The following is a 24,276-nucleotide window of genomic DNA, read 5'->3' as shown; positions in this document are numbered from 1 at the left end:
AAAAAACAAACAAAAACGGTCCTGTTTTAATAATCAGGATTGGTGCAATAAGCAAAATAAGGGCGCATGGGGAATGCCTAGGCTCTCAGAGGCGATGAAGGGCGTGATAAGCTGCGAAAAGCTGCGGGGACAAGCACACATTGATTGATCCGCAGATACCCGAATGGGGCAACCCGCTATATTGAAGATATAGCACACCGATAGGTGGGCAAACCCGCTGAACTGAAACATCTAAGTAGGCGGAGGAGAAGAAAACAAAAGTGATTCCGTAAGTAGTGGCGAGCGAACGCGGATTAGCCCAAACCAGCTATGTTACGGCATAGCTGGGGTTGTAGGACCGCGACATTTCATGTGCAAGGAACCGGAAGCTTCTGGAAAGGAGCGCCATAGAGGGTGACAGCCCCGTATGGGCAACGAGCATAATGGATAGCGGTATCCTGAGTAGGGCGGGGCACGTGAAACCCTGTCTGAATTTGGCGGGACCATCCGCTAAGGCTAAATACTCCTGAGAGACCGATAGTGAACCAGTACCGTGAGGGAAAGGTGAAAAGAACCGTGAATAACGGAGTGAAATAGATCCTGAAACCATGCGCTTACAAGCGGTCGGAGCCCTTTCGTGGGGTGACGGCGTGCCTTTTGCATAATGAGCCTACGAGTTAACGCTGCTGGCAAGGATAAGTGGTTAAGCCATGGATCCGCAGCGAAAGCGAGTCTGAATAGGGCGCTTTAGTCAGTAGTGTTAGACGCGAAACCGTGTGATCTACCCATGGGCAGGTTGAAGCTGTGGTAACACACAGTGGAGGACCGAACCGGTTGACGTTGAAAAGTCTTCGGATGACCTGTGGGTAGGGGTGAAAGGCCAATCAAACTCGGAAATAGCTCGTACTCCCCGAAATGCATTTAGGTGCAGCGTTATTTTAGTTATATAGAGGTAGAGCTACTGATTGGATGCGGGGGCTTCACCGCCTACCAATTCCTGACAAACTCCGAATGCTATATAATGATTGATAACAGTGAGGGCTTGGGTGCTAAGGTCCAAGTCCGAGAGGGAAAGAACCCAGACCATCAGCTAAGGTCCCCAAATATATGCTAAGTTGAAAGAACGAGGTTTGTCTGCCCAGACAGCTAGGATGTTGGCTTGGAAGCAGCCATTCATTTAAAGAGTGCGTAACAGCTCACTAGTCGAGCGGACGAGCATGGATAATAATCGGGCATAAGCATATTACCGAAGCTATGGATTTTGCAGCAATGCAAAGTGGTAGGGGAGCATTCTGACAGGGCTGAAGGTGTATCGTAAGGTATGCTGGACCGGTCAGAAAAGAAAATGTAGGCATAAGTAACGATAATGCGGGCGAGAAACCCGCACACCGAAAAACTAAGGTTTCCACAGCTATGCTAATCAGCTGTGGGTTAGTCTGGACCTAAGGCGAACCCGAAAGGGACAGTCGATGGCCAACGGGTTAATATTCCCGTACTTCTTATTGCTGTGATGGGGTGACGGAGTGATGAAAGCGCCGCGAACTGACGGAATAGTTCGTTAAAGCACCTAGCTATAGGGTCTCTAGGCAAATCCGGAGATCTTGGTGAAATGCGATAGTACTCGGAGTCTTCGGACAAAGAGATAGTGCGCCTAAGGGCTTCCAAGAAAAACCTCTAAACTTCAGGCAGTAAGAACCAGTACCGTAAACCGACACAGGTAGTTGAGGAGAGAATCCTAAGGTGCTCGAGAGATTCATGGCTAAGGAATTAGGCAAAATAGACCTGTAACTTCGGGAGAAAGGTCGCCCCGAGCAATCGGGGCCGCAGTGAAGAGGTCCAGGCGACTGTTTATCAAAAACACAGGGCTCTGCAAAATCGTAAGATGAAGTATAGGGCCTGACACCTGCCCGGTGCTGGAAGGTTAAGAGGAGATGTTATCTTCGGAGAAGCATTGAATTGAAGCCCCAGTAAACGGCGGCCGTAACTATAACGGTCCTAAGGTAGCGAAATTCCTTGTCGGGTAAGTTCCGACCTGCACGAATGGTGTAACGATCTGGACACTGTCTCAGCCATGAGCTCGGTGAAATTGTAGTAACGGTGAAGATGCCGTTTACCCGCAGTGGGACGAAAAGACCCTGTGCACCTTTACTATAGCTTAGTATTGACCTTGGATAAATGATGTGTAGGATAGGTTGGAGACTATGAAGCGGCGTCGCCAGGCGTTGTGGAGTCATTGTTGAAATACAACCCTTTGTTTATCTGAGGCCTAACTCTTCAAAGAAGAGGACAGTGCTTGGTGGGTAGTTTGACTGGGGTGGTCGCCTCCAAAAGAGTAACGGAGGCTTCTAAAGGTTCCCTCAGTACGCTTGGTAACCGTGCGTAGAGTGCAATGGCATAAGGGAGCTTGACTGAGAGACATACAGGTCGATCAGGTACGAAAGTAGAGCATAGTGATCCGGTGGTTCCGCATGGAAGGGCCATCGCTCAAAGGATAAAAGGTACGCCGGGGATAACAGGCTGATCTCCCCCAAGAGCTCATATCGACGGGGGGGTTTGGCACCTCGATGTCGGCTCGTCACATCCTGGGGCTGGAGAAGGTCCCAAGGGTTGGGCTGTTCGCCCATTAAAGTGGCACGCGAGCTGGGTTCAGAACGTCGTGAGACAGTTCGGTCTCTATCTACTGCGGGCGTTAGAAATTTGAGTGGATCTGATTCTAGTACGAGAGGACCGAATTGGACAAACCTCTAGTGTATCTGTTGTCCCGCCAGGGGCACCGCAGAGTAGCTACGTTTGGAAGGGATAAGCGCTGAAAGCATATAAGCGCGAAACCCACCACAAGATGAGATTTCTTTTAAGGATCGTGGAAGATGACCACGTTGATAGGCTACAGATGTAAAGGCAGTAATGTCATAGTCGAGTAGTACTAATAATCCGTAAGCTTATGCACACCCTTTTCCCGGGCCGCAAGGCTCGGGAGGAAACTTTCTAAAATATATTTGCTTTTCTTTATCTCAGTATGTTAAAATATTTGCCCGTCGCGGGCAGTCTTAAAGACGAAAGTTGAAAGCCTCAAGTGAAAACTTTAGACTTTACGACCTTAGGCTTTAGACTAAAAACCTTAAGGTGGTTATTGCGGCGGGGCTCACCTCTTCCCATCCCGAACAGAGAAGTTAAGCCCGCCTGCGCAGATGGTACTGCAGTTATGTGGGAGAGTATGTCGTCGCCTTTCTTTTGAAAACCCCATCCAAATCGGATGGGGTTTTCTGCTTTTGTAAAATATTGGAGCTGCGCTAGAGCCCAGCCTTTCCTCTAAGAATCCCTCCCGATGCGTCGGAAGGGATTTTCTGGTTTTTGGAGGGGGGGCAAAGCTGCCCCATGATCGGATGGCGGCTTCCGATGGATTGGGGAGCGCGTTAGTGATGGAAGCGGCATCCTTTTGCGGGGCGCTGAGGGCCTCTTCTCCCATAGACGCCAATCCGCAAAAGATACAGCGGACAGCACGGCCCGCAGGGAAACGCCATTGACATTAGAAGCCTTGAGCTTATAAGTGTTAAATTATAGTCAATTGTTGGCGTTAAATATTGATACTTTAGACTTTTTGAATTTGAATGAGTATTTTTGTGTTTAAATTACTTTTTAAACATGAAGAAAAATATTTTATTGTTAGCGCTTCTTGCTGTAACAGGCTTAAGTGCACAACAACGTCCAAAGTTAGTCGTGGGTATAGTTGTCGATCAAATGAAAATGGAATATTTATATCGTTTTTCAGATGATTTTTCTCAAAATGGCTTTAAAAGACTAATGAATGATGGATTTACTTTCCAGAATATGCATTACAATTATATGCCAACGTATACTGCTCCTGGACACGCTTCAATCTACACAGGTACAACTCCAGCTACTCATGGAATTGTAGGTAACGAATGGTTTAGCAGAGCGCTTGGTAAAGAAATGTACTGTACTGATGATGCTGGTGTTAAAACAGTGGGTGACGGTACAGCTGAAGAAGGTGCTATGTCTCCAAAAAACCTTCAAAGCACAACAATTACTGATGAAGTTAGAATGGCTACTAATTTTACTGGAAAAGTTATCGGAATGAGTTTAAAGGATCGTGGCGCTATATTACCAGCTGGTCATTTTGCTAACTGGGCATTTTGGTATAGTAAAACTGGTTCTTTTATTTCTAGTACTTTTTATGGAGAGAAATTACCTGAATGGGTTACGGAATTCAATAATGAAAAAAACTACTTAAAATATATTAATAAAGGTTGGGATTTATACAAACCAGCCTCTGTTTATAATGAAAGTCTTCCTGATAATAATCCTTATGAAGGGAAATTATATGGAAGTGCTGCACCAGTTTTTCCATACGATTTAAAATCAATGTATGAGAAAAATGATGCTGGTGTTATTCGAGCTACGCCTTTCGGAAATGATTTGTTGGCTGAATTTGCAAAAAGAGCTATTGAGAAAGAAGAGTTAGGAAAAGATAATGTTACAGACTTTTTGACTGTAAGTTTTTCTTCTACAGACTATGTTGGGCATCTATTAGGACCAAGATCTATGGAACTTCAGGATACTTACTTAAGACTGGATCAAACAATTGCTGATTTTTTAGCATATCTTGATAAAACGGTTGGGAAAGGAAATTATTTACTTTTTTTAACAGCAGATCACGCTGGTGCTGAGAATGTAATTTATTTGAAAGACCGCAAATATAATGTAGATAATTACCCTTCTAAAGAAGTTAAGAAAAGCTTACAAGACTTTTCAACTAAGACTTTTGGTGTAGATTTGATTCAAAATTATTCAAACTTTAATGTTTTCTTTAATAAGCAGATTATTAAGGACAAGAAATTAGACCTTGATAAAGTTAAAGATGCTTTTAAAAAGTTTTTAATTACTCAGCCACAAGTTAAAAAAGTTTATACAGAGGAAGAAGTTTTAGCTAGTGCTGGAAATGATTATGCTCTTAATTTTGTAGCAAAAGGATATGATGTGACACAAAATGGTGATTTAGTTATTGTAGATAAACCTGGAATGATAGAATATACGCCAACAGGAACATCACACGGAACAATTTATAGCTACGATACACATGTGCCTGCTATTTTTTATGGTTGGCATATTAAAAAAGGAGAATCTTATGATAAGAAGGCTATTACAGAGATTGCTCCAACAATAGCTCAGAAAATTAAAGTTACGTTTCCAAATGGAACAGAAGCGAAAGTTATGACTGAAGTTTTGGATAATAAAAAATAAAAAAAATAATACTTTGAAAACCTGTCTTCATGACAGGTTTTTTTTATGGTATAAAAAAAGGCTTTTCAATTAAGAAAAGCCTTTTGTAATAGTGACTTAGTAAGCACTTGTTTAAGTATTAGCCTATGCGTTTGCTAATACTATTTCTTCGTTAAAAGGTAAATTCCAAGCTTCTGCAACTCCTTTGTAAAGGATTTTTCCATTTGCTACGTTTAATCCTTTATTTAATTCTTCATTTTCAGCACAAGCTTTTTCCCATCCTTTGTTTGCTAATTGTACAGCATATGGTAAAGTTGCGTTTGTTAAAGCTAAAGTAGAAGTGTAAGGTACAGCTCCTGGCATATTAGCTACACAATAGTGAACGATATCGTCAATAATGAAAGTTGGATTTTCGTGAGTTGTTGGAGTACAAGTTTCGATACATCCTCCTTGGTCAACAGCTACGTCAACAACAACAGTTCCTGGGCGCATTAATTTAAGCATATCACGAGTAATTAAGTGAGGTGCTTTTGCTCCTGGAATTAAAACTGCTCCAACAATTAAGTCAGCATCTTTAATTGCTCTTGTAATATTGTAGTGGTTAGACATTTCAGTGTTTACGTTTGCTGGCATGATATCATCTAACTGACGTAAACGAGGTAAGCTTAGGTCCATAATAGTAACTTGAGCACCTAATCCGGCAGCCATTTTAGCAGCTTGAGTTCCTACAATTCCTCCACCTAAAACTAATACTTTTGCTGGCGGAACACCTGGAACACCTCCTAAAAGAATTCCTCTTCCTTTTAATGGTTTTTCAAGGTATTTTGCTCCTTGCTGAATTGCCATACGACCAGCTACTTCAGACATTGGAACTAAAAGAGGTAAGCTTCTGTCTGTTTTTTCAACAGTTTCATAAGCTAGACATACAGCTCCTTTTTCTAACATTGCGTGAGTTAATTCTTCTGAAGAAGCAAAGTGGAAGTAAGTAAATAATAATTGATCTTTTTTGATCAATGGATATTCAGAAGCAATTGGCTCTTTTACTTTGATGATCATTTCAGCTATAGCATAAACTTCTTCAATAGTTGGTAAAACAACTGCACCAGCCTCAGCATATTCTGCATCGGCGAAACCGCTTCCTAACCCTGCAGTAGATTGAACATATACTGTATGTCCATGTTTTTTCATCTCAGAAACACCTGCAGGAGTCAAAGCAACCCTGTTCTCATTATTTTTTATTTCTTTAGGAACACCTATTATCATTTTGTTATATTTTTTTGTTTTTATTGAAATTGTTTTACAAATCTACAGATAGAGAATAAATTATGGTTTAATGCATAATAAATAAGAAAATATTATTTTATTTTTTACTTTTACAGAAAAATATTCTGTTTTGAAGCAAATTTTATTCTTTAAAAAGAAAAAAAGACTAAATCGGACTAATTTTAATAAAACGTTTTCGTTATGGCTTTAGATGAAATTGACAAAAAAATCCTACGTCTTTTACAGGAAGATGCGCACTATACTTTAAAAGACATCGCTAACAAAATAAATTTGTCTTTAACGCCTGTTCATGATCGGGTGAAACGTCTTGAAAAAGATGGGATTATAGAAAAATATGTAACCCTTTTAGATAAGAAAAAACTTGGAAATAATTTAACAGTTTACTGCCAAGTTACACTCACAAAACAGACTTACGATACTTCGGAAGGATTTAATCAGTCGATTTTGAATTTGCCTGAGGTTGTCGAATGCAATTACGTTTCTGGAAACTTCGATTATATGCTGAAAATCATAATTCCAGATATGGAAAGCTATCATCATTTTCATCAGAAAAAATTATCGATACTGCCTGAGGTTTCTTTAATAAATACCGTTTTTGTAATTTCAGAAGTGAAGAGTACAACTGTTCTCCCTATTTAAACTAAAACAAAAAACCATCAAGAAAAGCCTGATGGTTTTAAGAAAAAAGTTAGTTTGGTTGAATTAATAATAAGTATAACGTCTTACTTTGGCAATATATTTTGCTAAGCGAATTACTTGATGACTGTAACCATATTCGTTATCGTACCAGATGTAAAGTACAATGTTTTTTCCATCTTTTGAAACAATTGTTGCATTGCTGTCATAAATAGATGGAGCAGATGTTCCAACAATATCAGACGAAACCAATTCGTTATTCAAAGAATATTTTATCTGCTCTACTAGTTCTCCTTCGAGAGCATACTTCTTCATAATTTTATTGATTGCCGTTATAGATGTAGGTTTCTTAACTTCTAAATTTAAAACGACAAGAGATCCATTAGGAACAGGAACACGAATTGCATTTGAAGTTAATTTTCCTTCTAATGTTGGTAAGGCTTTTGCAACAGCGCTTCCCGCACCAGTTTCCGTAATAACCATATTCAAGGCAGCAGCTCTGCCTCGACGGTACTTTTTATGCATATTATCAACTAGATTCTGGTCATTTGTGTAAGCATGTATGGTTTCTAAATGTCCTTTAACAACTCCAAGAGTTTCTTCAACTACTTTTAGAATTGGAGTTATGGCATTTGTTGTGCAAGATGCAGCAGAGAAAATATTTACTTCATCAGGATTAAACTCACTATGATTTACACCGTGAACGATATTTGGAACACCTTTTCCAGGAGCAGTTAACAAAACTTTGTTTGCTCCGTTTGAGGTTAAATGTCTTTTTAATGCTTCTTCGGTTGTAAATGCTCCAGTATTGTCAATAACTAAAGCGTCATTAATTCCGTATGTAGTATAATCAATGTCTTCTGGCGAGTTGGCAGTAATGATGTGAACGGTTGTTCCGTTTATAATTAAGGCATTATTTTTAGCATCGGCTATTACTGATCCTTGGAAATCTCCGTGAATTGAGTCATATCGTAATAGAGAAGCTCGTTTCTCTAAACTTGATGCGTCATTTTTATCGCGGGTTACAATTGCTCTTAATCGCAACTGATTTCCTTTTCCAGTTTTAGACATTAGCTCTCTTGCCAATAAACGTCCAATTCTTCCAAAGCCATATAAAACAACATCTTTTGGTTTAATTTCTTTTGAAGATTTTGCTTTTTTCAATTTTTCAATAACAAAATATCTTGCATCAGGATATTTTTCATCTTCTAAACGATACTCGTAAGTTAGTTTTCCTAAATCTATTTTTGCTGGCGGAAGATCTAAAGATAAAACCACTTTTGCAATCTCGACAGAATCGAATATTGTAATTGGTTTTCCAACAAATTCACCAGCATATTGATGAAGATTGATAATATCGCTGACGTTTTTATCCAATAATTGATTTTTGAATAAAACCATCTCGATAGATTTGTCATACCATAAATCGCTTATGACTTTAATTAATTCGACACCGGCTTTTCTTCGGTCGACTTGTAAGGATACCTCTTTTTGGTACAATGATTTGTTACTCATAATTGAAAAAATAAAATGCTCACTATTTTAAAATTTGGCGCAAAAGTATCTATTTCAATCGATTTCGTAAACTATTTTAGCATTTATTTTTGAAAATAAAAAAGCCACCTTAATTTTTTTAAGATGGCTTTTTTTGAAGTTTTCAGTCGCAGTCACAGGTTGCAGTTTTTAGTAACTGAAAAATGTGACTTAAATTATAATTCTGAAAATCTCTCCGTTTCTATTGATCATTTCAATTCGTACGCTTTGTCCTTCGTCTTTTTTACTTAAAAGCTTAGAAACAGTTTCAACATTGGTTGCTTTTACATTATCAATACTTAGAATAATATTTCCTAATAATTCGTTTTGATATTGCATTAAATTCTCGTTGGTGATGTTTTTAATTTTAACACCATAATCAATTCTGAACTTTTTCTTGTCAGCAGCATCAATGTTTTCTAATTCAATTCCTTTAAATTCAGCGCTGTAAAATTCATTTTTGCTTAAAGTTACAGGAACAGTTTTAGTTTTTCCTTCTTTAATATAAGTTACTTTTACAACATCGTTTGGACGTTTTGTATTGATATAACCTGATAGATCTGCATATGTTGCGATATTTTGATCATCAAGTTTCACAATAATATCCCCTTTAGTTAGACCCGCTTTTTCGGCGCCTGAGTTTTTAGAAACTCTATTAATATAGAATCCTTGCGTTTCTGTTACTCCTAATTCTTTAGAAGCTGTTGCATTCAATTCGCCTCCTTCAACTCCAAGAATACCCCTTTGAACATTTCCGTACTCCATAATGTCCTCAATAATTTTACGGGCAATATTAGAAGGAACAGCAAATGAGTATCCAACATAAGAACCTGTCATAGAAGAAATCATAGTATTAATTCCGATTAATTCTCCTCTAGCATTTACTAACGCTCCACCACTATTACCTGGGTTAACAGCAGCATCGGTTTGTATGAAAGATTGAATTCCGCTTTGGTCTAAATTTCTAGCTTTCGCCGAAACAATTCCTGCAGTTACTGTTGAAGTCAAATTATAAGGATTACCCACGGCAAGCACCCATTCTCCGACTTTTACGTTGTCAGAATTTGCAAAAGCAGTGTAAGGAAGTTTCTCATCGGCATTAATTTTTAAAAGGGCAATGTCCATTTTCGAATCGGTACCAATTAACTTCGCTTTGTATGATTTTTTATTATTTAAAGTAATTTCAATTTCTGTAGCATCTTTAATTACGTGATTATTAGTCACAATGTATCCGTCTTCAGAAATAATTACACCAGAACCAGTACCAACTTGTTCTTGCTGCTGTTGTCCTCCGTAGCCATAGAAAAATTCAAGCATCGGATTGCTTACGGTTCTTCTCGAAACATTTTTTACGTGAACAACGGTATGGACAGTTTTGTCTGCGGCTTCGGTAAAATCTAGTATTTCAGCACCTAAACCAACATTTTTTCCATAAGAGTTAGGGGCAAGAGTTACAACAGAATTTCCTTTTCCAAAAAAAGAATTGTTGCTTTCAAATAATAACTTGTAAGCACCAAGAGTAATAGCACCACTTAATAATGATACTAAAAATAAGGCTGAAAATCTTTTCATATTAGAATTTGTAATTAAGTTATTAGAATTTAAGTTTCATGTTTTATTTAACGTAAAATTACTTCAAAAAATTATTTGTAAAAACGGTTTAACTCTCTTTAACAATGATTAACATTTCATTAATTAATAGTTTGTACTTTTGTATTTCTAACAACTAAAAAATGCAAATAGAATTTTATAAATATCAGGGCACAGGAAATGATTTTGTAATGATTGATAACCGTTCCAATTTCTTTCCAAAAGAGGATGTAAAACTTATTGAACGTCTATGCGACAGACGTTTCGGAATTGGAGCTGACGGATTAATTCTTTTAGAAAATGATACCGAAACCGATTTTAGAATGGTTTATTATAACTCTGATGGAAACCAAAGTTCGATGTGCGGAAATGGTGGTCGTTGCCTTGTTGCTTTCGCTAATCAATTGGGAGTAATTGATGACAAAACAACTTTTATTGCAACCGACGGATTACATCATGCTTCTGTTAATGCCGATTCAATTGTTTCTTTACAAATGATTGATGTTAATGAAATCCAGAAAAAAGATTCTTATACTTTCCTAAATACAGGTTCTCCTCATCATGTTCAGATTGTGGATGATTTGGAACATTATAATGTAAAGGAGAATGGAGCTGCAATTCGTTACGGAGAATTATACGGAGAAAAAGGCAGCAACATCAATTTTGTGAAAAAAGTAGATAATGATACTTTTTCTTTAAGAACTTATGAAAGAGGTGTTGAAGACGAAACATTGGCATGCGGAACGGGTGCAACTGCAGTTGCAATAGCGATGAATGCAATTGGCGAAACAGATAAAACCTCAATTAATTTAAATGTTGAAGGCGGAAAACTTGTTGTTTCTTTTGATAAAGAAAATGATGGTTACACAAATGTGTTCTTAACCGGACCTGCAAAATTTGTTTTTAAAGGAACAATTGAGATTTAATGTTAAATTCCAATATTTTAAGTTCCAAATTCCAATTGACATTCTAAAATCTGAAATCAAAAATCTAAAATTGTAAATGATAACATTAAAAGGAGATTCGATTTATTTGCGTGCACTTGAGCCTCAAGATTTAGAGTTCATCTATTCGATAGAAAATGATGAAAATATCTGGGAAGTTAGCAATACGCAAACTCCTTATAGCCGTTTTTTGATTAAACAATACTTAGAAAATGCTCATCAAGACATCTATGAGGCAAAACAGCTTCGTTTAGCAATCTGTCAGGATGAAGATTTTCCCGCTATCGGATTGATTGATTTGTTTGATTTTGATCCTAGAAATAATAGGGCAGGAATTGGTATTGTCATTCAGAAAGAAGAAAATCAAGGAAAAAATATTGGTTCTGAGGCTTTAGAGCTTTTAATAAAGTATTCTTTTTACAATTTAAATCTCCATCAATTGTATGCAAATATTGGTGTTCAAAATGTAGCCAGTCTTGCACTTTTTACTAAATTTGGTTTTAAGAAAATCGGAATCAAAAAAGACTGGATTTTGTTTCATAACCACTATCATGATGAGGCAATTTATCAGTTAATTAATAAACAAATTTAAATTTTAAGCTTTGAGTCTAAAGAAAATAATCACAATAAGTGCCGTAGCCATTATTTCAGTTTTATTGATATATGGTTTTATTCTAGTAAGCAAAATTTTTAGTTCTAATACTAAATTTGAAGAGAAAGAAGTATATGTTTACGTTCCTACAGACGCTAGTTATGGCGATGTAAAGAAAATTTTAGCACCTTATATAAAGAATTTTGACAACTTTGAAATGGTTGCTGAAAAAAGAGATTATCCGCAAAATGTAAAATCGGGTCGTTTTCTTTTAAAGAAAGATATGAACAACATCGATCTAGTTCGTGCAATGCGTTCTAATATTCCAGTTAAATTAGTTTTTAATAACCAAGAGCGTTTAGAAAATTTTGCTGGAAGAATCGGAAAAGAAATCGAAGCTGACAGTTTATCATTAATGAAAGCTATAAAAGATTCTACATTTTTAGCACAAAACGGATTTAATGAAGAAAACGTCTTTGCAATGTTTATTCCAAATACTTATGAAATTTATTGGAATACTTCGGCAGAAAAGTTCCGCGATAAGATGATTAAAGAATATAATAATTTCTGGACAGCTGATAGAATTGCTAAAGCAAAAGCGCAAGGATTAACTCCAGTTCAGGCCACAATTTTAGCATCAATTGTACATAAAGAGTCCGTTAAAAAAGACGAAAGACCTCGTATTGCTGGTGTTTATTTGAACCGTTTGCGTTTAGAAATGCCATTACAAGCAGATCCAACAGTTATCTATGCTTTAAAATTGAGAGATAACGATTTTGATCAAGTTATAAAAAGAGTTTTTTATAATGATTTAGTAATGAGATCTCCATATAATACTTACGTAAACAAAGGACTTCCTCCAGGACCAATTGCAATGCCAGATATTACAGCTTTAGAAGCAGTTTTAAATCCTGAAAAGAATGATTATATTTATTTCTGTGCAAGTGTTGATCGTTTCGGATATCACGAGTTTGCTGCGACATTGGCAGAACACAATGTAAACGCAAAAAAATATTCAGACTGGATCGCTAGTCAGGGCGTAACAAGATAATTTAGTTTATAAAATAATATTAAAAACCAAAGCCAATTTTGCTTCGGTTTTTTTATTTTCTTTTTGAGGTGGAAATGTCGGTAGAACTAAAATTTATCAAATTACTATTTTGAAGATTTTGTACTTTATCTTATTAATAAAATAAACATTTTTTAATGATGAATTTTATAAAATTCGAAAATAGCATTTCAAGATTTGCATAAAAAATCAAGATAATTATGCAAGATAATTCTTTCTTTTTTATTAAAAAAGCTTAAAATTTATATAAAATGCGATTTTTTTTGACCCCATTTTTCAATTTTTACGACCAAAAAAATAAGCTTCAAATCTTTCGGAAACCACTATCATAACTGGGATCATCGCGATTTACGTTTTTACGTAAAAAACGCTAAACTGCTGGTTTTTAGTATATTTTTGAAATAACTTATCTTTGCACCGTAGAAATTTCAAGAGGGTGACAGCGTCTTGAAGAAAAACAATTTATGATAAAGAAATGGTATTTTTATGCGAGTTTAGTCGTTATTATTACATTTTTAAGTTTGGGATTTATTCCCTCTAACCATGAAACCAAACCTTGGTTTTTAATTGAAAAAACAGATGGATCAGAATATATTTTTCCATCAAAAGAAAAGGATGATTATCCGAACACCAACGTCCCATACACAGGAAATCATCTAATAGGATTTAAAGAGGCAGTAGCTTTTAAAGAATCGCAAGGGCAATACAGACTAGTAAATTCTCTTGGTTATATGGGTAAATATCAATTTGGTTCTAAAGCTTTAAGAGCAATCGGAATTAATGATAATAAAGCCTTTTTAAAAGATCCTGCTCTACAAGAAAAAGCTTTTATAGCTTTGTTAGCCAAAAACAAATGGATTTTACGTTACGAAATCGAAAAGTATCAAGGTAAAATCATCAGTGGTATTGAAATTACCGAATCTGGAATTCTAGCTGCAGCGCATTTAGGTGGTGCTGGTTCTGTAAAGAATTTTTTCAAGAACAAAGGAAGCAGACATTTTAGAGATGCTTTCGGGACTTCTTTAAAAAGCTATATGAGAGATTTTGCAGGTTACGATCTTTCTTTTATAGAGGCAGACAGTAACGCAACAGTAAACGACTAAATTAAAAGAGGTTGTTTCACAAATGTGGAACAACCTCTTTTTCTATTTCATGAATCGAAAATTTTGATGTGCAATCCTCAAAATCGTTATTTACTTCTCTATTGCTAATAACTGAAAGCCGAGACTTAGACTGTAAACTCTAATCTATTAAAGCTTCTAATATTTTTATAGCTGCTTCGCTTATTTTAGTTCCAGGACCAAAAACGGCTGATGCTCCGGCATCAAACAAGAATTGATAGTCCTGAGGCGGAATTACACCGCCTACAATTACCATTATATCTTCGCGCCCATGTTTTTTTAGTTCTTCTATAACTTGCGGAACTAATGTTTTATGACCAGCGGCAAGTGATGAAACTCCCAAGATATGAACGTCATTTTCTACCGCTTGTTTTGCTGCTTCTGATGGAGTTTGAAACAACGGACCTATATCTACATCAAAACCTACATCTGCATAACCTGTTGCAACTACTTTTGCACCTCGGTCGTGACCGTCTTGTCCCATTTTGGCAATCATAATTCTAGGACGTCTACCTTCTTGTTTAGCAAAAACATCTGCAAGTTGTTTTGCTCGCTCAAAATTTTCGTCATTTTTTATTGCTGCACTATACACTCCGCTAAAAGATTTGATTTGTGCTTTAAAACGGCCAAAAACAGTTTCCAACGCATTACTGATTTCGCCCAATGTAGCTCTGTTTCTTGCAGCTTCAACGGCAATTTCGAGTAAGTTGCCTTGTCCAGTTTGTGCACAAAGGATTAATTTTTCTAGTGATTGATTGACTTTTTCAGAATCTCGGGTTCTTTTTATTTCTTCCAGACGTTCAATTTGCTGTTTACGAACCAATTGGTTGTCTACATCGAGAATATCCAACGGATCTTCTTTTTCTAAACGATATTTGTTAACGCCGACAATAATATCTTGTCCACTGTCAATTCTTGCTTGTTTTCTCGCAGCTGCTTCTTCAATTCGAAGTTTCGGAATTCCAGCTTCAATCGCTTTTGTCATTCCACCAAGTTCTTCGACTTCTTCAATTAGCTTCCACGTTTTTTCAACAATGTCGTTTGTCAAACTTTCAACATAATAACTTCCAGCCCAAGGATCTACTGTTTTGGTAATTTTGGTTTCTTCTTGAAGAAATATTTGGGTATTTCTAGCAATTCTCGCAGAAAAATCTGTTGGAAGCGCAATAGCTTCATCTAAAGCATTGGTATGCAAAGATTGTGTTCCTCCAAAAACCGCGGCAGAAGCTTCTATGCAAGTTCTGGCCACATTATTAAACGGATCTTGTTCGGTTAAACTCCAGCCACTAGTTTGGCAATGTGTTCTTAATGCTAAAGATTTATCGCTTTTGGGATTGAACTGTTTTAATAATTTAGCCCAGATCATACGGCCGGCTCTCATTTTAGCAATTTCCATAAAATGATTCATCCCAATCGCCCAAAAGAAGGATAATCTTGGAGCAAAATCGTCAATCGTCATTCCTGTAGATAATCCTGTCCTGATGTATTCTAAACCATCGGCCAAAGTATAAGCCAATTCAATATCAGCCGTTGCGCCAGCTTCCTGCATGTGGTAACCAGAAATAGAGATAGAATTGAATTTTGGCATTTTCTTGCTCGTAAATTCAAAAATATCTGCGATTATTTTCATCGAAGGAGTTGGAGGGTAGATATAGGTATTTCGTACCATAAACTCTTTCAAAATATCATTTTGAATTGTCCCTGCCAGTTTTTCTGGACTAACGCCTTGTTCTTCTGCAGCAATAATATAAAAAGCCATAATAGGTAAAACAGCTCCATTCATGGTCATGGAAACAGATATTTCATCTAATGGAATCTGATCGAAAAGCACTTTCATATCTTCAACAGAATCGATTGCAACACCTGCTTTTCCGACGTCTCCAACAACTCTTTCATGGTCAGAATCGTAACCGCGATGTGTCGGTAAGTCAAAAGCGATTGAAAGTCCTTTTTGACCAGCCGCTAAATTTTTTCTATAAAAAGCGTTACTTTCTTCCGCTGTAGAAAATCCTGCATACTGGCGAATCGTCCACGGACGTCGAACATACATTGTAGCGTATGGCCCGCGTAAATTAGGTGCAAAGCCAGCTCCAAAATCAAGAAACTCTAAATCTTCGATATCTTTCTCCGAATAGTTTTTTTTGATTTCAATTCCTTCGGCAGTAGTAAAGTTGTCAGAACTAGAATTAACTTCTGGTTTCGGACTTTTAACTTCGAGCTTTATATGTGTAAGGTCTTTTCTAATCATTGAGACGCTTTGTTTGAATTTGTGATTAATTACTTTTTTAAGAGATTATTCGAGCTCTAATCGCTCTTGCTCCATTTTTTCTGCCAATCTCTTTTCTATAATTGGCGTAATTAATGTTTTTCTTGGTTTGATTTTAACAAAAGGAAACAGTTCTAAATCATGCTTCATTCTGTCTTCTTTGTTCGGATATTTATTGGTGCCTAATAAAATTTCTTTTTTAGAATCGAATAATTCTTGTTCTTTATTGGCACTTTCTTGAATTTTCTTTTTGATTGTTCCATCATTTAAAAGTTTCAAGAAACCTCCGTTTGCTTCTATATCTTTAAATAAGGTTAAAGCTTTTTCAGCCAGCTGCATGGTCAAACTTTCGATATAATAACTTCCGTCTGCTGGATTATTAACTTTGTCAAAATAACTTTCGTGCTTTAAAATCAAAAGCTGGTTTCGTGAAATTCGGTCTCCAAATTCATTGTCTTTGTGATATAAAGCATCATAAGGTAAATTGGCAATTGCATCAGCACCGCCCAAAATTGCCGACATACATTCAGTTGTAGTACGCAACATATTTACATTATAATCGTAAATAGTTTTATTGCGTTTGGTTGGTGTTACTAATAAATGACATTCGATTTTGGAATTATATTCGCTAGCAATTAAATCGAAAAGCATTCGAAGCGCTCTAAGTTTGGCAATTTCAAAGAAATAATTCGTTCCAACTGAAATTTGAAAAACAATTGATTTTGTTTCTGCAGAAAAACGGTTTAAATATTCGTTTGCATGGGCTAAACTGTAAGCAATTTGCTGTGTAATATTAGCTCCCGAATTTTGATACAATCCTAAATCTACACTAAGCAGATTTAAATTGGTCGTATTTTTAAAGAATAGATCTAAAGTGTCAAAATTATTTTTCTCCGACGTTGTAAACCAATTTCCTTCTCTTGCTAATTGTCCGATTGGATCAAAATTGCAATACAAATTGGCTTTTTTCTGGATTGAAATAGTGTCTAATTTTTTAACGAAATCGATTGAGATAAAATTGAAATTAAAGTAAACTGTTGTGTTTTCTAAAGGAAGATTGTTTAATAATTTTTCAATATCAATTTTATCGTTTTCGATAGTAAAACGAAGACTTTCTGCACCTCTTTCTAAAGTGTTTAAAGCCCGTTCGATAGATTTTTCTAAATCGAAAACAAAGATATTCTGGCAGATTTTAAAATCTGAGACTTGTGTATTTACATTTGCTGCTTTTGTAAATTCGTCACTGTGATAAAAAGGTTTTACCTGAATATCTTCTGGAGAATTCCAAATAACAGTCTGATTGTAATCGGCTCCATCTAATTCAAACTGAATTTTTTGTTTCCATTGTTTGGATGAAATCGGATTAAAATCGTCGAATAGGTTAGTGGCCATTGTATTTTGTTTGATTATTCTTTTTCTTGAATGGTGTCTCCTTCAAATTGTATGATATAAATATCCTCGCTGTCTTTTTTCATGAAATACTTTTCTCGAGCGTATTTCTCTATTTGTTCTGGATTCTTGAGTTGCTTAATCTGCTCTTGATCTTTTTTGATCTCGTCCTGATAATACTTTTTATTATCCTCAAGTTCATGAATTTGCTCGTCTAAAAAGCGATGATCAAAATAAGAATAATTGTCTAGAAATAACATCCAAACAATAAAAAACAGCAAAACCCAAACGTATTTGTTTCCTAGGTATTTGAACCATTTTTTGTCTTTGTATGGATTTTTAAATTTCATCTTAAACGAATATTTCTTTTGAATCGATTGGTGTTTTTAGCCCCGATAGAGCCGGTATCCTTTTTATGGTGTCGTTTCTTTAACGAGACCATAAAAAGATAAAGGCGAAAGCGGGAATCAGCTCCTAATTATTATGGTTTAAATTTACGATAAAAATTATAAAATTCTCTGATTAATTACAGCGCGAACTACATCAATGGCTACCGTATTGTATTTGTCATTCGGGATAATAATGTCTGCAAAAGCTTTAGAAGGCTCTATAAATTGCTCATGCATTGGTTTTAAAGTTGTTTGGTAACGGTTTAAAACTTCATCAATATCACGTCCTCGTTCTGAAATATCTCTTTTTAAACGACGAATTAATCTTTCATCAGAATCGGCGTGAACAAAAACTTTAATATCAAACATATCTCTTAATTCTGGATTGGTAAGAATTAAAATTCCTTCCACAATCATTACTTTTCTAGGATGTGTCGAAACGGTGTCGTCTGTTCTATTATGCTGAATAAAAGAATAAACGGGTTGGTCAATTGTTTCACCTGCTTTTAGCGCTTTTAAATGCTTAACCAATAATTCGAAATCAATTGCTCGTGGGTGATCAAAATTGATTAATGCTCTTTCGTCAAATGATAAATTATCGGTTTGTTTATAATATGAATCTTGAGAAATTACCCCCACTTCTGTATGTGGCAATTCGTTCATGATTTGATGTACTACTGTTGTTTTTCCACTTCCTGTTCCTCCTGCAATTCCTATAATGAGCATAAATTTGATGTTATAATTTGTTTCGCAAAAATAATAATTTAACTGAATCGCTAAACATATTATCTGTTTTAAACCATATAAGTAATATAAGTAAATTTAAGTGGAAAAATTTTTAAGCAAAACAGTACTTAACTGAACTTATATCACTTATATGGTTAAAATGTTTGTTTTTATTTTAAAAAAAAATCCCGAAAGTAAACCTTCGGGATTTCGTGCAATCAGTATAGTTTAAAAAAAATATTCTGAATTTAGTAAGCACTTGTAATTATTTATTCTTTTTTGCTTTAATCATCATTTCAAGCTGATCCCAAAGTTCTTCTGGAATTGCTTCTAATAAATTGAACTGTCCAGCGCCTTTTAACCATTCGCCTCCATCAATTGTGATTACATCTCCGTTGATATAAGATGAAAAATCAGAAACTAAATAAGCCGCTAAATTGGCCAATTCCTGATGATCGCCAACTCTCTTCAAAGGCACTTTTTTAGCCATGTCAAATTTTTCGGCTAGATCACCTGGCAATAATCTGTCCCAAGCTCCTTTTGTTGGAAAAGGTCCTGGAGCAATGGCATTAGAACGAATTCCGTATTTTGCCCATTCTACAGCTAGACTTCTTGTCATTGCCAAAACTCCTGCTTTTGCCGTAGCACTAGGAACAACATAAGCAGATCCGGTCCAAGCATAAGTTGTAACAATATTTAAAATCGTGGCAGAACTTTGTTTCGTATCGATCCAATGTTTTCCAAAAGCAAGTGTACAGTTTTTGGAACCTTTCAATACAATATCTATCACAGTGTCAAATGCATTTGCAGATAATCTCTCTGTTGGAGAAATGAAATTCCCTGCTGCGTTATTTAAAAGAACATCTACTTTTCCGAAAACTTTTAAAGTCTCCTGAAGCATATTTTCTACTTCTTCGTAATGACGAACATCGCATTGCAAAGGAAGACATTTGCCCCCAGTTTGGCTTTCCAGTTCGGCAGCCGTAGTTTTTAACTTTTCTAGATCTCTAGAAGTTATGGCTACTTGAGCTCCTAATTCGAGAAAATATTTGGTCATAGCTTTACCTAAACCGCTTCCGCCGCCCGTAACGACAATGACTTTGCCTTGTAAAGCATCATCACGTAACATCTTATCTGTGTAGCTCATACTTTTTCTTTTTTTGCAATATTAGTTAAATAAAATAGGATGCATGCATAATAATGTTATAAAATTTTGAAAAAAATTATATTTCAGATAATTTTTTTGCTGCAGACTCTAATGTGAAGTTGTCCTTTGCGAAACAAAAACGAATTAATTTTTGGTCTTTATGATCTGAATAGAAGGTTGAAATAGGTATTGCAGCAACTCCGTGATCGATAATAAGATTTTTGCAAAAAGTAACATCGTCTTCATCTGAAATGTTGGCATAAGAAGCAACTTGAAAATAAGTTCCTTCACAAGCTTTCAACTCAAAACGGCTGTTTTGAAGCAGTTTCTGAAAATAATCTCTTTTTTCTTGATAGAATTTTCCAAGAAGATTAACGTCAACAATATTTAAATATTCGCTGATAGCAAATTGTGAAATACTGTTTACACTAAAAACTAAAAATTGATGAACTTTTTTGATTTCTTTCATTAAATGTTCTGGAGCAATGGTGTAGCCAATTTTCCAGCCTGTAATATGAAAAGATTTTCCAAAGGAAGAAACCATTACACAACGATCTAAAAGGAAATCTTTGGTATGTGCCGAAATATGTTTTTCTTCGAAAGTAATGTATTCGTAAACGTCATCAGACAAAATGATGATGTCAGGATATTTTTCTAGAAGATTTTTTAACTGAATAAAATCATTTTCGGTTAAAATTTTCCCTGTCGGATTATGAGGATTGTTGATAATCATCATTCTGGTTTTAGCAGAACAGGCTTTTTCTATCGTTTCCCAATTTGGAGTATAGTCATCATTTAGGGCAACTCTCACGGGTTTAGCTTTACAAAGTAAAACTGGAGATTCATAAGAATCGTAGCTCGGATCAAGAATAATTACTTCATCATTTTCTTTCACTAAAGCTAAAATTGTGGTAAAAATTCCCTGAGTAGCGCCAGCCGTAACCAAAAGTTCTGTTTCAGGATTTATCGTTCTTTTATAAGAATCTAAAGTTAGTTTGGCAATTTTATTCATCAATGGAGGATAACCTGCCATTGGTGTGTATTGGTGTACGTTTTCCGTTGCTAATCTCGAAACAATATCAGTTAATCTTTCATCTACAGGGAAATTTGGAAATCCCTGCGAAAGATTTATTGCATTATATTCGGCTGCCATTTTTGACATTACCGTAAATATGCTTGTGGTTACGTTTGGGAGTTTACTCATAATTAAAGTCTGGTTATAGAGCAGTAGTTTTTGCAAAAAGTTGAAGGTGTTAATTTACAACTATAGGTAAAGCATATAAAACTCTAACTGTTTTGTTTTTAAGTTTTCCTGGAATCCAATTAGGAGATTTTTTTAAAACTCTAATTGCTTCAGCACCCGTTCCATATCCAAGATCTCTCAAAATTTTTATATCACTTAAAGATCCATTTCTCTCAACAATAAATGTGGCATATACTTTTCCTTTTAAGTCTTTTTCTGCATTTTTAAAATTGTCTTTTAAAAAGTGTTCTAATGCTTCTTGACCACCTGGGAATTCAGGTTTAACTTCTATTCCTGCTGTATTGTAAATTTGATTTTCTTCAAAAGCAGCTCTTTCAGCATCACTTATATACGGTCTGCCTTCGTCACTTTGAGAAAATATATTTTGTGCCGAACAAATTAAAATTAGTAATAAAAACTTTTTCATGAATGATGGTTGTAAAGTTAGTTTACATTTTATGAATAATAAAAATAGTCGGGCGCTTATCAATATCAATTTTTAACTTCTTCCAATCCGAAACTTTTAGGGTTTTAATGAATTCTGTCGGCAAAGTAATATCAGTCGCAATACATAAATGTGTTGACGGACTTAAAATCTGCAAAAGGTCTTCAATGAGTTTATTATTTCTATATGGAGTTTCAATGAATAATTGCGATTGATTTTTATCGTAAGATAATTTCTCGAAATGACGAATTGCCGATTTCTTTTCATCTTTATCAATTGGCAAATATCCGTTGAAAGTAAAACTTTGGCCGTTCATTCCAGAAGCCATCATTGCCAATAGGATAGAAGAGGGGCCAACCAATGGCACAACTTGAATCCCTTTTTCATGAGCCAGTTTTACAATAGCAGCACCAGGATCTGCAACTCCAGGACAGCCAGCTTCACTCATTAATCCCATACTTTTTCCTTCTAATAAAGGTTTGATGAAATCTAAATGTTCGCTGGCTTCTGTTCTTTTGTTCAAAGTAAAAAGAACCAGTTCTGATTGTTTTTTCTCTGGATAAACTGCTTTTATAGATTTTCTCGCCGTTTTGTCGTTTTCAACAATATAATGGTTAATAACTTCTATTGTTCTTCTAACAGTTTGCGGTAAAACATCCATCGGATCGCTTTCGCCCATTGTGGTTGGAATTAAATATAATTTTCCGAGAAGTTTCATGTGTTTATCTTTAAAATTAAAAAATTCAATTATCTCTTTTTTAGAAATAATTGAATCGAATTAGGAGTGTTTTTTAAGTAATTGATCTGCAATAAGATCAGTTACTTCGTCTAACATTTGGTAAACATTATCAAAACCATTTGCCGAACCGTAATATGGATCTGGAACATCGACGTTTTCGTTTGGAAATAAATCGTTTAAAATTAAACGAACTTTGTTTCTGTGTTCGGGAGTTTTGGCTAGATGCAATACATCTCGAAAATTAGAATTATCCATTACATAGATATAATCAAATTCATCAAAATCAGAAACTTGAATTTGTCTCCCTTTTTGTGCGCTGATGTTAATTCCGTTTTTTCTTGCGACTTCGATAGAGCGTTTATCTGGACAATGACCAACATGCCAAGAACCTGTGCCAGCAGAGTCTACAAAAAAAATATCTTGGGGTAGTTTAGAAGCTAAAATTCCTTCGGCTAAAGGAGATCTGCAAATATTTCCTAAACATACCATTAAGATTTTTACAGGCATGATGCGTCTTAAAGCGTTAGTTTTTTATTGATGTCTTCAACAAACTTTTTAAATTGTTTGTCTGTAGAAACTAAATTATCAACTGTTTTGCAAGCATGAAGAACAGTTGCGTGATCGCGGTCTCCAATTTGTGAACCAATATTGGCCAAAGAAGCTTTAGTGAATTTTTTAGCAAAGAACATTGCTAGTTGTCTTGCTTGTACAACGTGCCTCTTTCTGGTTTTAGACTGAAGTGTTTCAATATCTAATTGGAAATAATCTGAAACGATTTTTTGAATATAATCGATAGAGATTTCTCTCTTTACGTTTTTAACAAATTTCTCTACAACGCTTTTTGCTAATTCAATCGTAACCTCTTTTTTGTTGAAAGAAGATTGAGCGATTAAGGAAATAATTGCACCTTCCAATTCTCTAACATTTGATTTAATGTTTCGAGCAACATATTCTAAAATATCTTCTGGCATTTCAACACCATCACGATATAAAATATTTTTTAAGATAGAAATACGGGTTTCGTAATCAGGCTGATGTAATTCTGCAGATAATCCCCATTTAAAACGAGATAATAATCTTTGTTCGATATCCTGCATATCAACAGGTGCTTTATCTGAAGTTAGGATTACTTGTTTTCCGTTTTGATGTAAATAGTTGAAAATATGGAAGAAAACATCTTGTGTTCCTGATTTTCCAGATAAGAACTGAACGTCGTCAATAATTAAAACATCAATTAATTGGTAAAAGTGAATAAAATCATTACGATTGTTCTTTTTTACAGAATCAATATACTGCTGTGTGAAAATCTCAGCAGAAATATATAAAACGGTCTTTTCTGGATATTTATCTTTTACTTCTACACCTATAGCATGCGCTAAGTGTGTTTTTCCTAAACCAACTCCTCCAAAAATCAATAACGGATTAAATGAAGTTCCTCCAGGTTTGTTGGCAACAGCCATACCTGCAGAACGAGCCAAACGGTTGGAATCTCCTTCTAAGAAATTGTCAAAACTGTAGTTCGGATTTAACTGAGACTCAATTTTTAAATTTCTAATTCCAGGTATTACAAACGGGTTTTTTAGTTCAGGATTTAAGTTTTTAAACGGAGCATCAACCTCTTGCGGTTTCATTGGCACTCTGTTGGCACTTGGCAGCTGCTCGGTAAACGGCTGTTTATTGCCATAAGTGTTCTCCATTTTAATTTTATAGAGTAACTTTGCGTTTTTTCCCAGTTCTTTGGTAAGCGCAACTTTCAATAATTTTACGTAATGCTCTTCGAGCCATTCGTAGAAAAATTTACTCGGAACCTGAATGTATAATGCGTTATCGGTTAGCTCAACTGATTTGATTGGTTCGAACCAAGTTTTATATGCTTGGTCTTGAATATTATCCTTTATAAAGGACAAACAGTTTTCCCATACCGATTGAGCAGTTTTAGTCAT

General features: G+C 35.5%; 19 protein-coding genes and 2 rRNA genes. 8 read left to right on the top strand and 13 right to left on the bottom strand.

What is annotated here, in order from left to right; genetic code table 11:
• Positions 1 to 44: 44 nt before the first annotated feature.
• From M0M44_RS00105 to pafA, 3 genes are all read left to right on the top strand, one after another.
• A 23S ribosomal RNA gene (locus M0M44_RS00105) occupies positions 45 to 2,926 on the top strand.
• A gap of 172 nt (positions 2,927 to 3,098) precedes the next feature.
• A 5S ribosomal RNA gene (gene rrf, locus M0M44_RS00100) occupies positions 3,099 to 3,208 on the top strand.
• Between the two features lie 413 nt (positions 3,209 to 3,621).
• Entirely contained in the window at positions 3,622 to 5,241 is a 1,620-nt protein-coding gene (gene pafA / locus M0M44_RS00095; RefSeq protein WP_248727979.1) for an alkaline phosphatase PafA, read from the top strand.
• Positions 5,242 to 5,364: 123 nt separating this feature from the next.
• Here pafA and ald read toward each other — a convergent pair whose 3' ends face one another.
• Positions 5,365 to 6,483, bottom strand: a complete 1,119-nt coding sequence (gene ald, locus M0M44_RS00090; protein WP_095931877.1) for an alanine dehydrogenase — start codon at positions 6,481 to 6,483, stop codon at positions 5,365 to 5,367.
• A 201-nt stretch (positions 6,484 to 6,684) separates the two neighbouring features.
• On the opposite strand from ald, the gene M0M44_RS00085 reads away from it, so the two are divergent.
• Positions 6,685 to 7,143 (top strand): Lrp/AsnC family transcriptional regulator, encoded by a 459-nt coding sequence (locus M0M44_RS00085; RefSeq protein ID WP_073416996.1) that lies wholly within the window; start codon positions 6,685 to 6,687, stop codon positions 7,141 to 7,143.
• A gap of 63 nt (positions 7,144 to 7,206) precedes the next feature.
• On the opposite strand, the gene M0M44_RS00080 is transcribed toward M0M44_RS00085, so the two are convergent.
• Together M0M44_RS00080 and M0M44_RS00075 are read right to left on the bottom strand one after the other, a co-directional pair.
• A complete protein-coding gene (locus tag M0M44_RS00080) occupies positions 7,207 to 8,655 on the bottom strand; it encodes a glyceraldehyde-3-phosphate dehydrogenase (protein ID WP_248727978.1) in 1,449 nt (482 codons plus the stop codon).
• A gap of 189 nt (positions 8,656 to 8,844) precedes the next feature.
• Positions 8,845 to 10,245, bottom strand: a complete 1,401-nt coding sequence (locus M0M44_RS00075; protein WP_111426735.1) for a trypsin-like peptidase domain-containing protein — start codon at positions 10,243 to 10,245, stop codon at positions 8,845 to 8,847.
• A 161-nt stretch (positions 10,246 to 10,406) separates the two neighbouring features.
• On the opposite strand from M0M44_RS00075, the gene dapF reads away from it, so the two are divergent.
• The 4 genes from dapF (at position 10,407) to M0M44_RS00055 (ending at position 13,971) form a co-directional block, all read left to right on the top strand.
• Complete coding sequence (gene dapF / locus M0M44_RS00070; RefSeq protein ID WP_248727977.1) at positions 10,407 to 11,189, top strand: diaminopimelate epimerase; 783 nt, start codon at positions 10,407 to 10,409, stop codon at positions 11,187 to 11,189.
• Between the two features lie 76 nt (positions 11,190 to 11,265).
• Positions 11,266 to 11,799, top strand: coding sequence for a GNAT family N-acetyltransferase (locus M0M44_RS00065; protein WP_248727976.1), 534 nt, complete (start codon positions 11,266 to 11,268; stop codon positions 11,797 to 11,799).
• A 10-nt stretch (positions 11,800 to 11,809) separates the two neighbouring features.
• Positions 11,810 to 12,850: an endolytic transglycosylase MltG gene (gene mltG / locus M0M44_RS00060; RefSeq protein WP_248727975.1), complete on the top strand. Its 1,041-nt coding sequence runs from the start codon at positions 11,810 to 11,812 to the stop codon at positions 12,848 to 12,850.
• Positions 12,851 to 13,332: 482 nt separating this feature from the next.
• Positions 13,333 to 13,971, top strand: a complete 639-nt coding sequence (locus tag M0M44_RS00055; protein WP_248727974.1) for a peptidoglycan-binding protein LysM — start codon at positions 13,333 to 13,335, stop codon at positions 13,969 to 13,971.
• A gap of 139 nt (positions 13,972 to 14,110) precedes the next feature.
• Here M0M44_RS00055 and scpA read toward each other — a convergent pair whose 3' ends face one another.
• The 10 genes from scpA to dnaA all read right to left on the bottom strand — a co-directional run bounded on the left by scpA (position 14,111) and on the right by dnaA (position 24,276).
• Positions 14,111 to 16,237: a methylmalonyl-CoA mutase gene (scpA, locus tag M0M44_RS00050; RefSeq protein WP_248727973.1), complete on the bottom strand. Its 2,127-nt coding sequence runs from the start codon at positions 16,235 to 16,237 to the stop codon at positions 14,111 to 14,113.
• Positions 16,238 to 16,282: 45 nt separating this feature from the next.
• Positions 16,283 to 17,647: a methylmalonyl-CoA mutase subunit beta gene (locus M0M44_RS00045; protein WP_248727972.1), complete on the bottom strand. Its 1,365-nt coding sequence runs from the start codon at positions 17,645 to 17,647 to the stop codon at positions 16,283 to 16,285.
• 14 nt (positions 17,648 to 17,661) lie between these two features.
• Entirely contained in the window at positions 17,662 to 17,994 is a 333-nt protein-coding gene (locus M0M44_RS00040) for an FtsB family cell division protein (RefSeq protein ID WP_248727971.1), read from the bottom strand.
• Between the two features lie 156 nt (positions 17,995 to 18,150).
• Positions 18,151 to 18,759 (bottom strand): uridine kinase, encoded by a 609-nt coding sequence (gene udk, locus M0M44_RS00035; RefSeq protein WP_248727970.1) that lies wholly within the window; start codon positions 18,757 to 18,759, stop codon positions 18,151 to 18,153.
• A 265-nt stretch (positions 18,760 to 19,024) separates the two neighbouring features.
• Positions 19,025 to 19,906 (bottom strand): SDR family oxidoreductase, encoded by an 882-nt coding sequence (locus M0M44_RS00030; protein WP_248727969.1) that lies wholly within the window; start codon positions 19,904 to 19,906, stop codon positions 19,025 to 19,027.
• Positions 19,907 to 19,982: 76 nt separating this feature from the next.
• On the bottom strand, positions 19,983 to 21,110 hold the full coding sequence (locus tag M0M44_RS00025; protein WP_248727968.1) for a methionine aminotransferase: 1,128 nt from the start codon (positions 21,108 to 21,110) through the stop codon (positions 19,983 to 19,985).
• Positions 21,111 to 21,159: 49 nt separating this feature from the next.
• Positions 21,160 to 21,576, bottom strand: coding sequence for an energy transducer TonB (locus M0M44_RS00020; RefSeq protein WP_248727967.1), 417 nt, complete (start codon positions 21,574 to 21,576; stop codon positions 21,160 to 21,162).
• 22 nt (positions 21,577 to 21,598) lie between these two features.
• Entirely contained in the window at positions 21,599 to 22,312 is a 714-nt protein-coding gene (locus M0M44_RS00015) for an SAM-dependent methyltransferase (RefSeq protein WP_248727966.1), read from the bottom strand.
• 60 nt (positions 22,313 to 22,372) lie between these two features.
• Positions 22,373 to 22,840, bottom strand: a complete 468-nt coding sequence (locus M0M44_RS00010; protein ID WP_248727965.1) for a low molecular weight protein-tyrosine-phosphatase — start codon at positions 22,838 to 22,840, stop codon at positions 22,373 to 22,375.
• A gap of 8 nt (positions 22,841 to 22,848) precedes the next feature.
• Positions 22,849 to 24,276, bottom strand: coding sequence for a chromosomal replication initiator protein DnaA (gene dnaA, locus M0M44_RS00005; RefSeq protein ID WP_095931847.1), 1,428 nt, complete (start codon positions 24,274 to 24,276; stop codon positions 22,849 to 22,851).

Origin of the sequence: Flavobacterium humidisoli, from assembly GCF_023272795.1 — a bacterium.
Lineage (GTDB): Bacteria > Bacteroidota > Bacteroidia > Flavobacteriales > Flavobacteriaceae > Flavobacterium > Flavobacterium humidisoli.
The sequence above is the reverse complement of the archived record's forward strand: the minus strand, read 5'-3'. Positions and strand labels throughout refer to the sequence as shown.

Coding starts and splice junctions, on each gene's coding strand:
- pafA (WP_248727979.1), top strand. CDS start 3,622: ATGAAGAAAAATATTTTATTGTTAGCGCTTCTTGCTGTAACAGGCTTA.
- ald (WP_095931877.1), bottom strand. CDS start 6,483: ATGATAATAGGTGTTCCTAAAGAAATAAAAAATAATGAGAACAGGGTT.
- M0M44_RS00085 (WP_073416996.1), top strand. CDS start 6,685: ATGGCTTTAGATGAAATTGACAAAAAAATCCTACGTCTTTTACAGGAA.
- M0M44_RS00080 (WP_248727978.1), bottom strand. CDS start 8,655: ATGAGTAACAAATCATTGTACCAAAAAGAGGTATCCTTACAAGTCGAC.
- M0M44_RS00075 (WP_111426735.1), bottom strand. CDS start 10,245: ATGAAAAGATTTTCAGCCTTATTTTTAGTATCATTATTAAGTGGTGCT.
- dapF (WP_248727977.1), top strand. CDS start 10,407: ATGCAAATAGAATTTTATAAATATCAGGGCACAGGAAATGATTTTGTA.
- M0M44_RS00065 (WP_248727976.1), top strand. CDS start 11,266: ATGATAACATTAAAAGGAGATTCGATTTATTTGCGTGCACTTGAGCCT.
- M0M44_RS00055 (WP_248727974.1), top strand. CDS start 13,333: ATGATAAAGAAATGGTATTTTTATGCGAGTTTAGTCGTTATTATTACA.
- scpA (WP_248727973.1), bottom strand. CDS start 16,237: ATGATTAGAAAAGACCTTACACATATAAAGCTCGAAGTTAAAAGTCCG.
- M0M44_RS00045 (WP_248727972.1), bottom strand. CDS start 17,647: ATGGCCACTAACCTATTCGACGATTTTAATCCGATTTCATCCAAACAA.
- M0M44_RS00040 (WP_248727971.1), bottom strand. CDS start 17,994: ATGAAATTTAAAAATCCATACAAAGACAAAAAATGGTTCAAATACCTA.
- udk (WP_248727970.1), bottom strand. CDS start 18,759: ATGCTCATTATAGGAATTGCAGGAGGAACAGGAAGTGGAAAAACAACA.
- M0M44_RS00030 (WP_248727969.1), bottom strand. CDS start 19,906: ATGAGCTACACAGATAAGATGTTACGTGATGATGCTTTACAAGGCAAA.
- M0M44_RS00025 (WP_248727968.1), bottom strand. CDS start 21,110: ATGAGTAAACTCCCAAACGTAACCACAAGCATATTTACGGTAATGTCA.
- M0M44_RS00020 (WP_248727967.1), bottom strand. CDS start 21,576: ATGAAAAAGTTTTTATTACTAATTTTAATTTGTTCGGCACAAAATATA.
- M0M44_RS00015 (WP_248727966.1), bottom strand. CDS start 22,312: ATGAAACTTCTCGGAAAATTATATTTAATTCCAACCACAATGGGCGAA.
- M0M44_RS00010 (WP_248727965.1), bottom strand. CDS start 22,840: ATGCCTGTAAAAATCTTAATGGTATGTTTAGGAAATATTTGCAGATCT.
- dnaA (WP_095931847.1), bottom strand. CDS start 24,276: ATGACTAAAACTGCTCAATCGGTATGGGAAAACTGTTTGTCCTTTATA.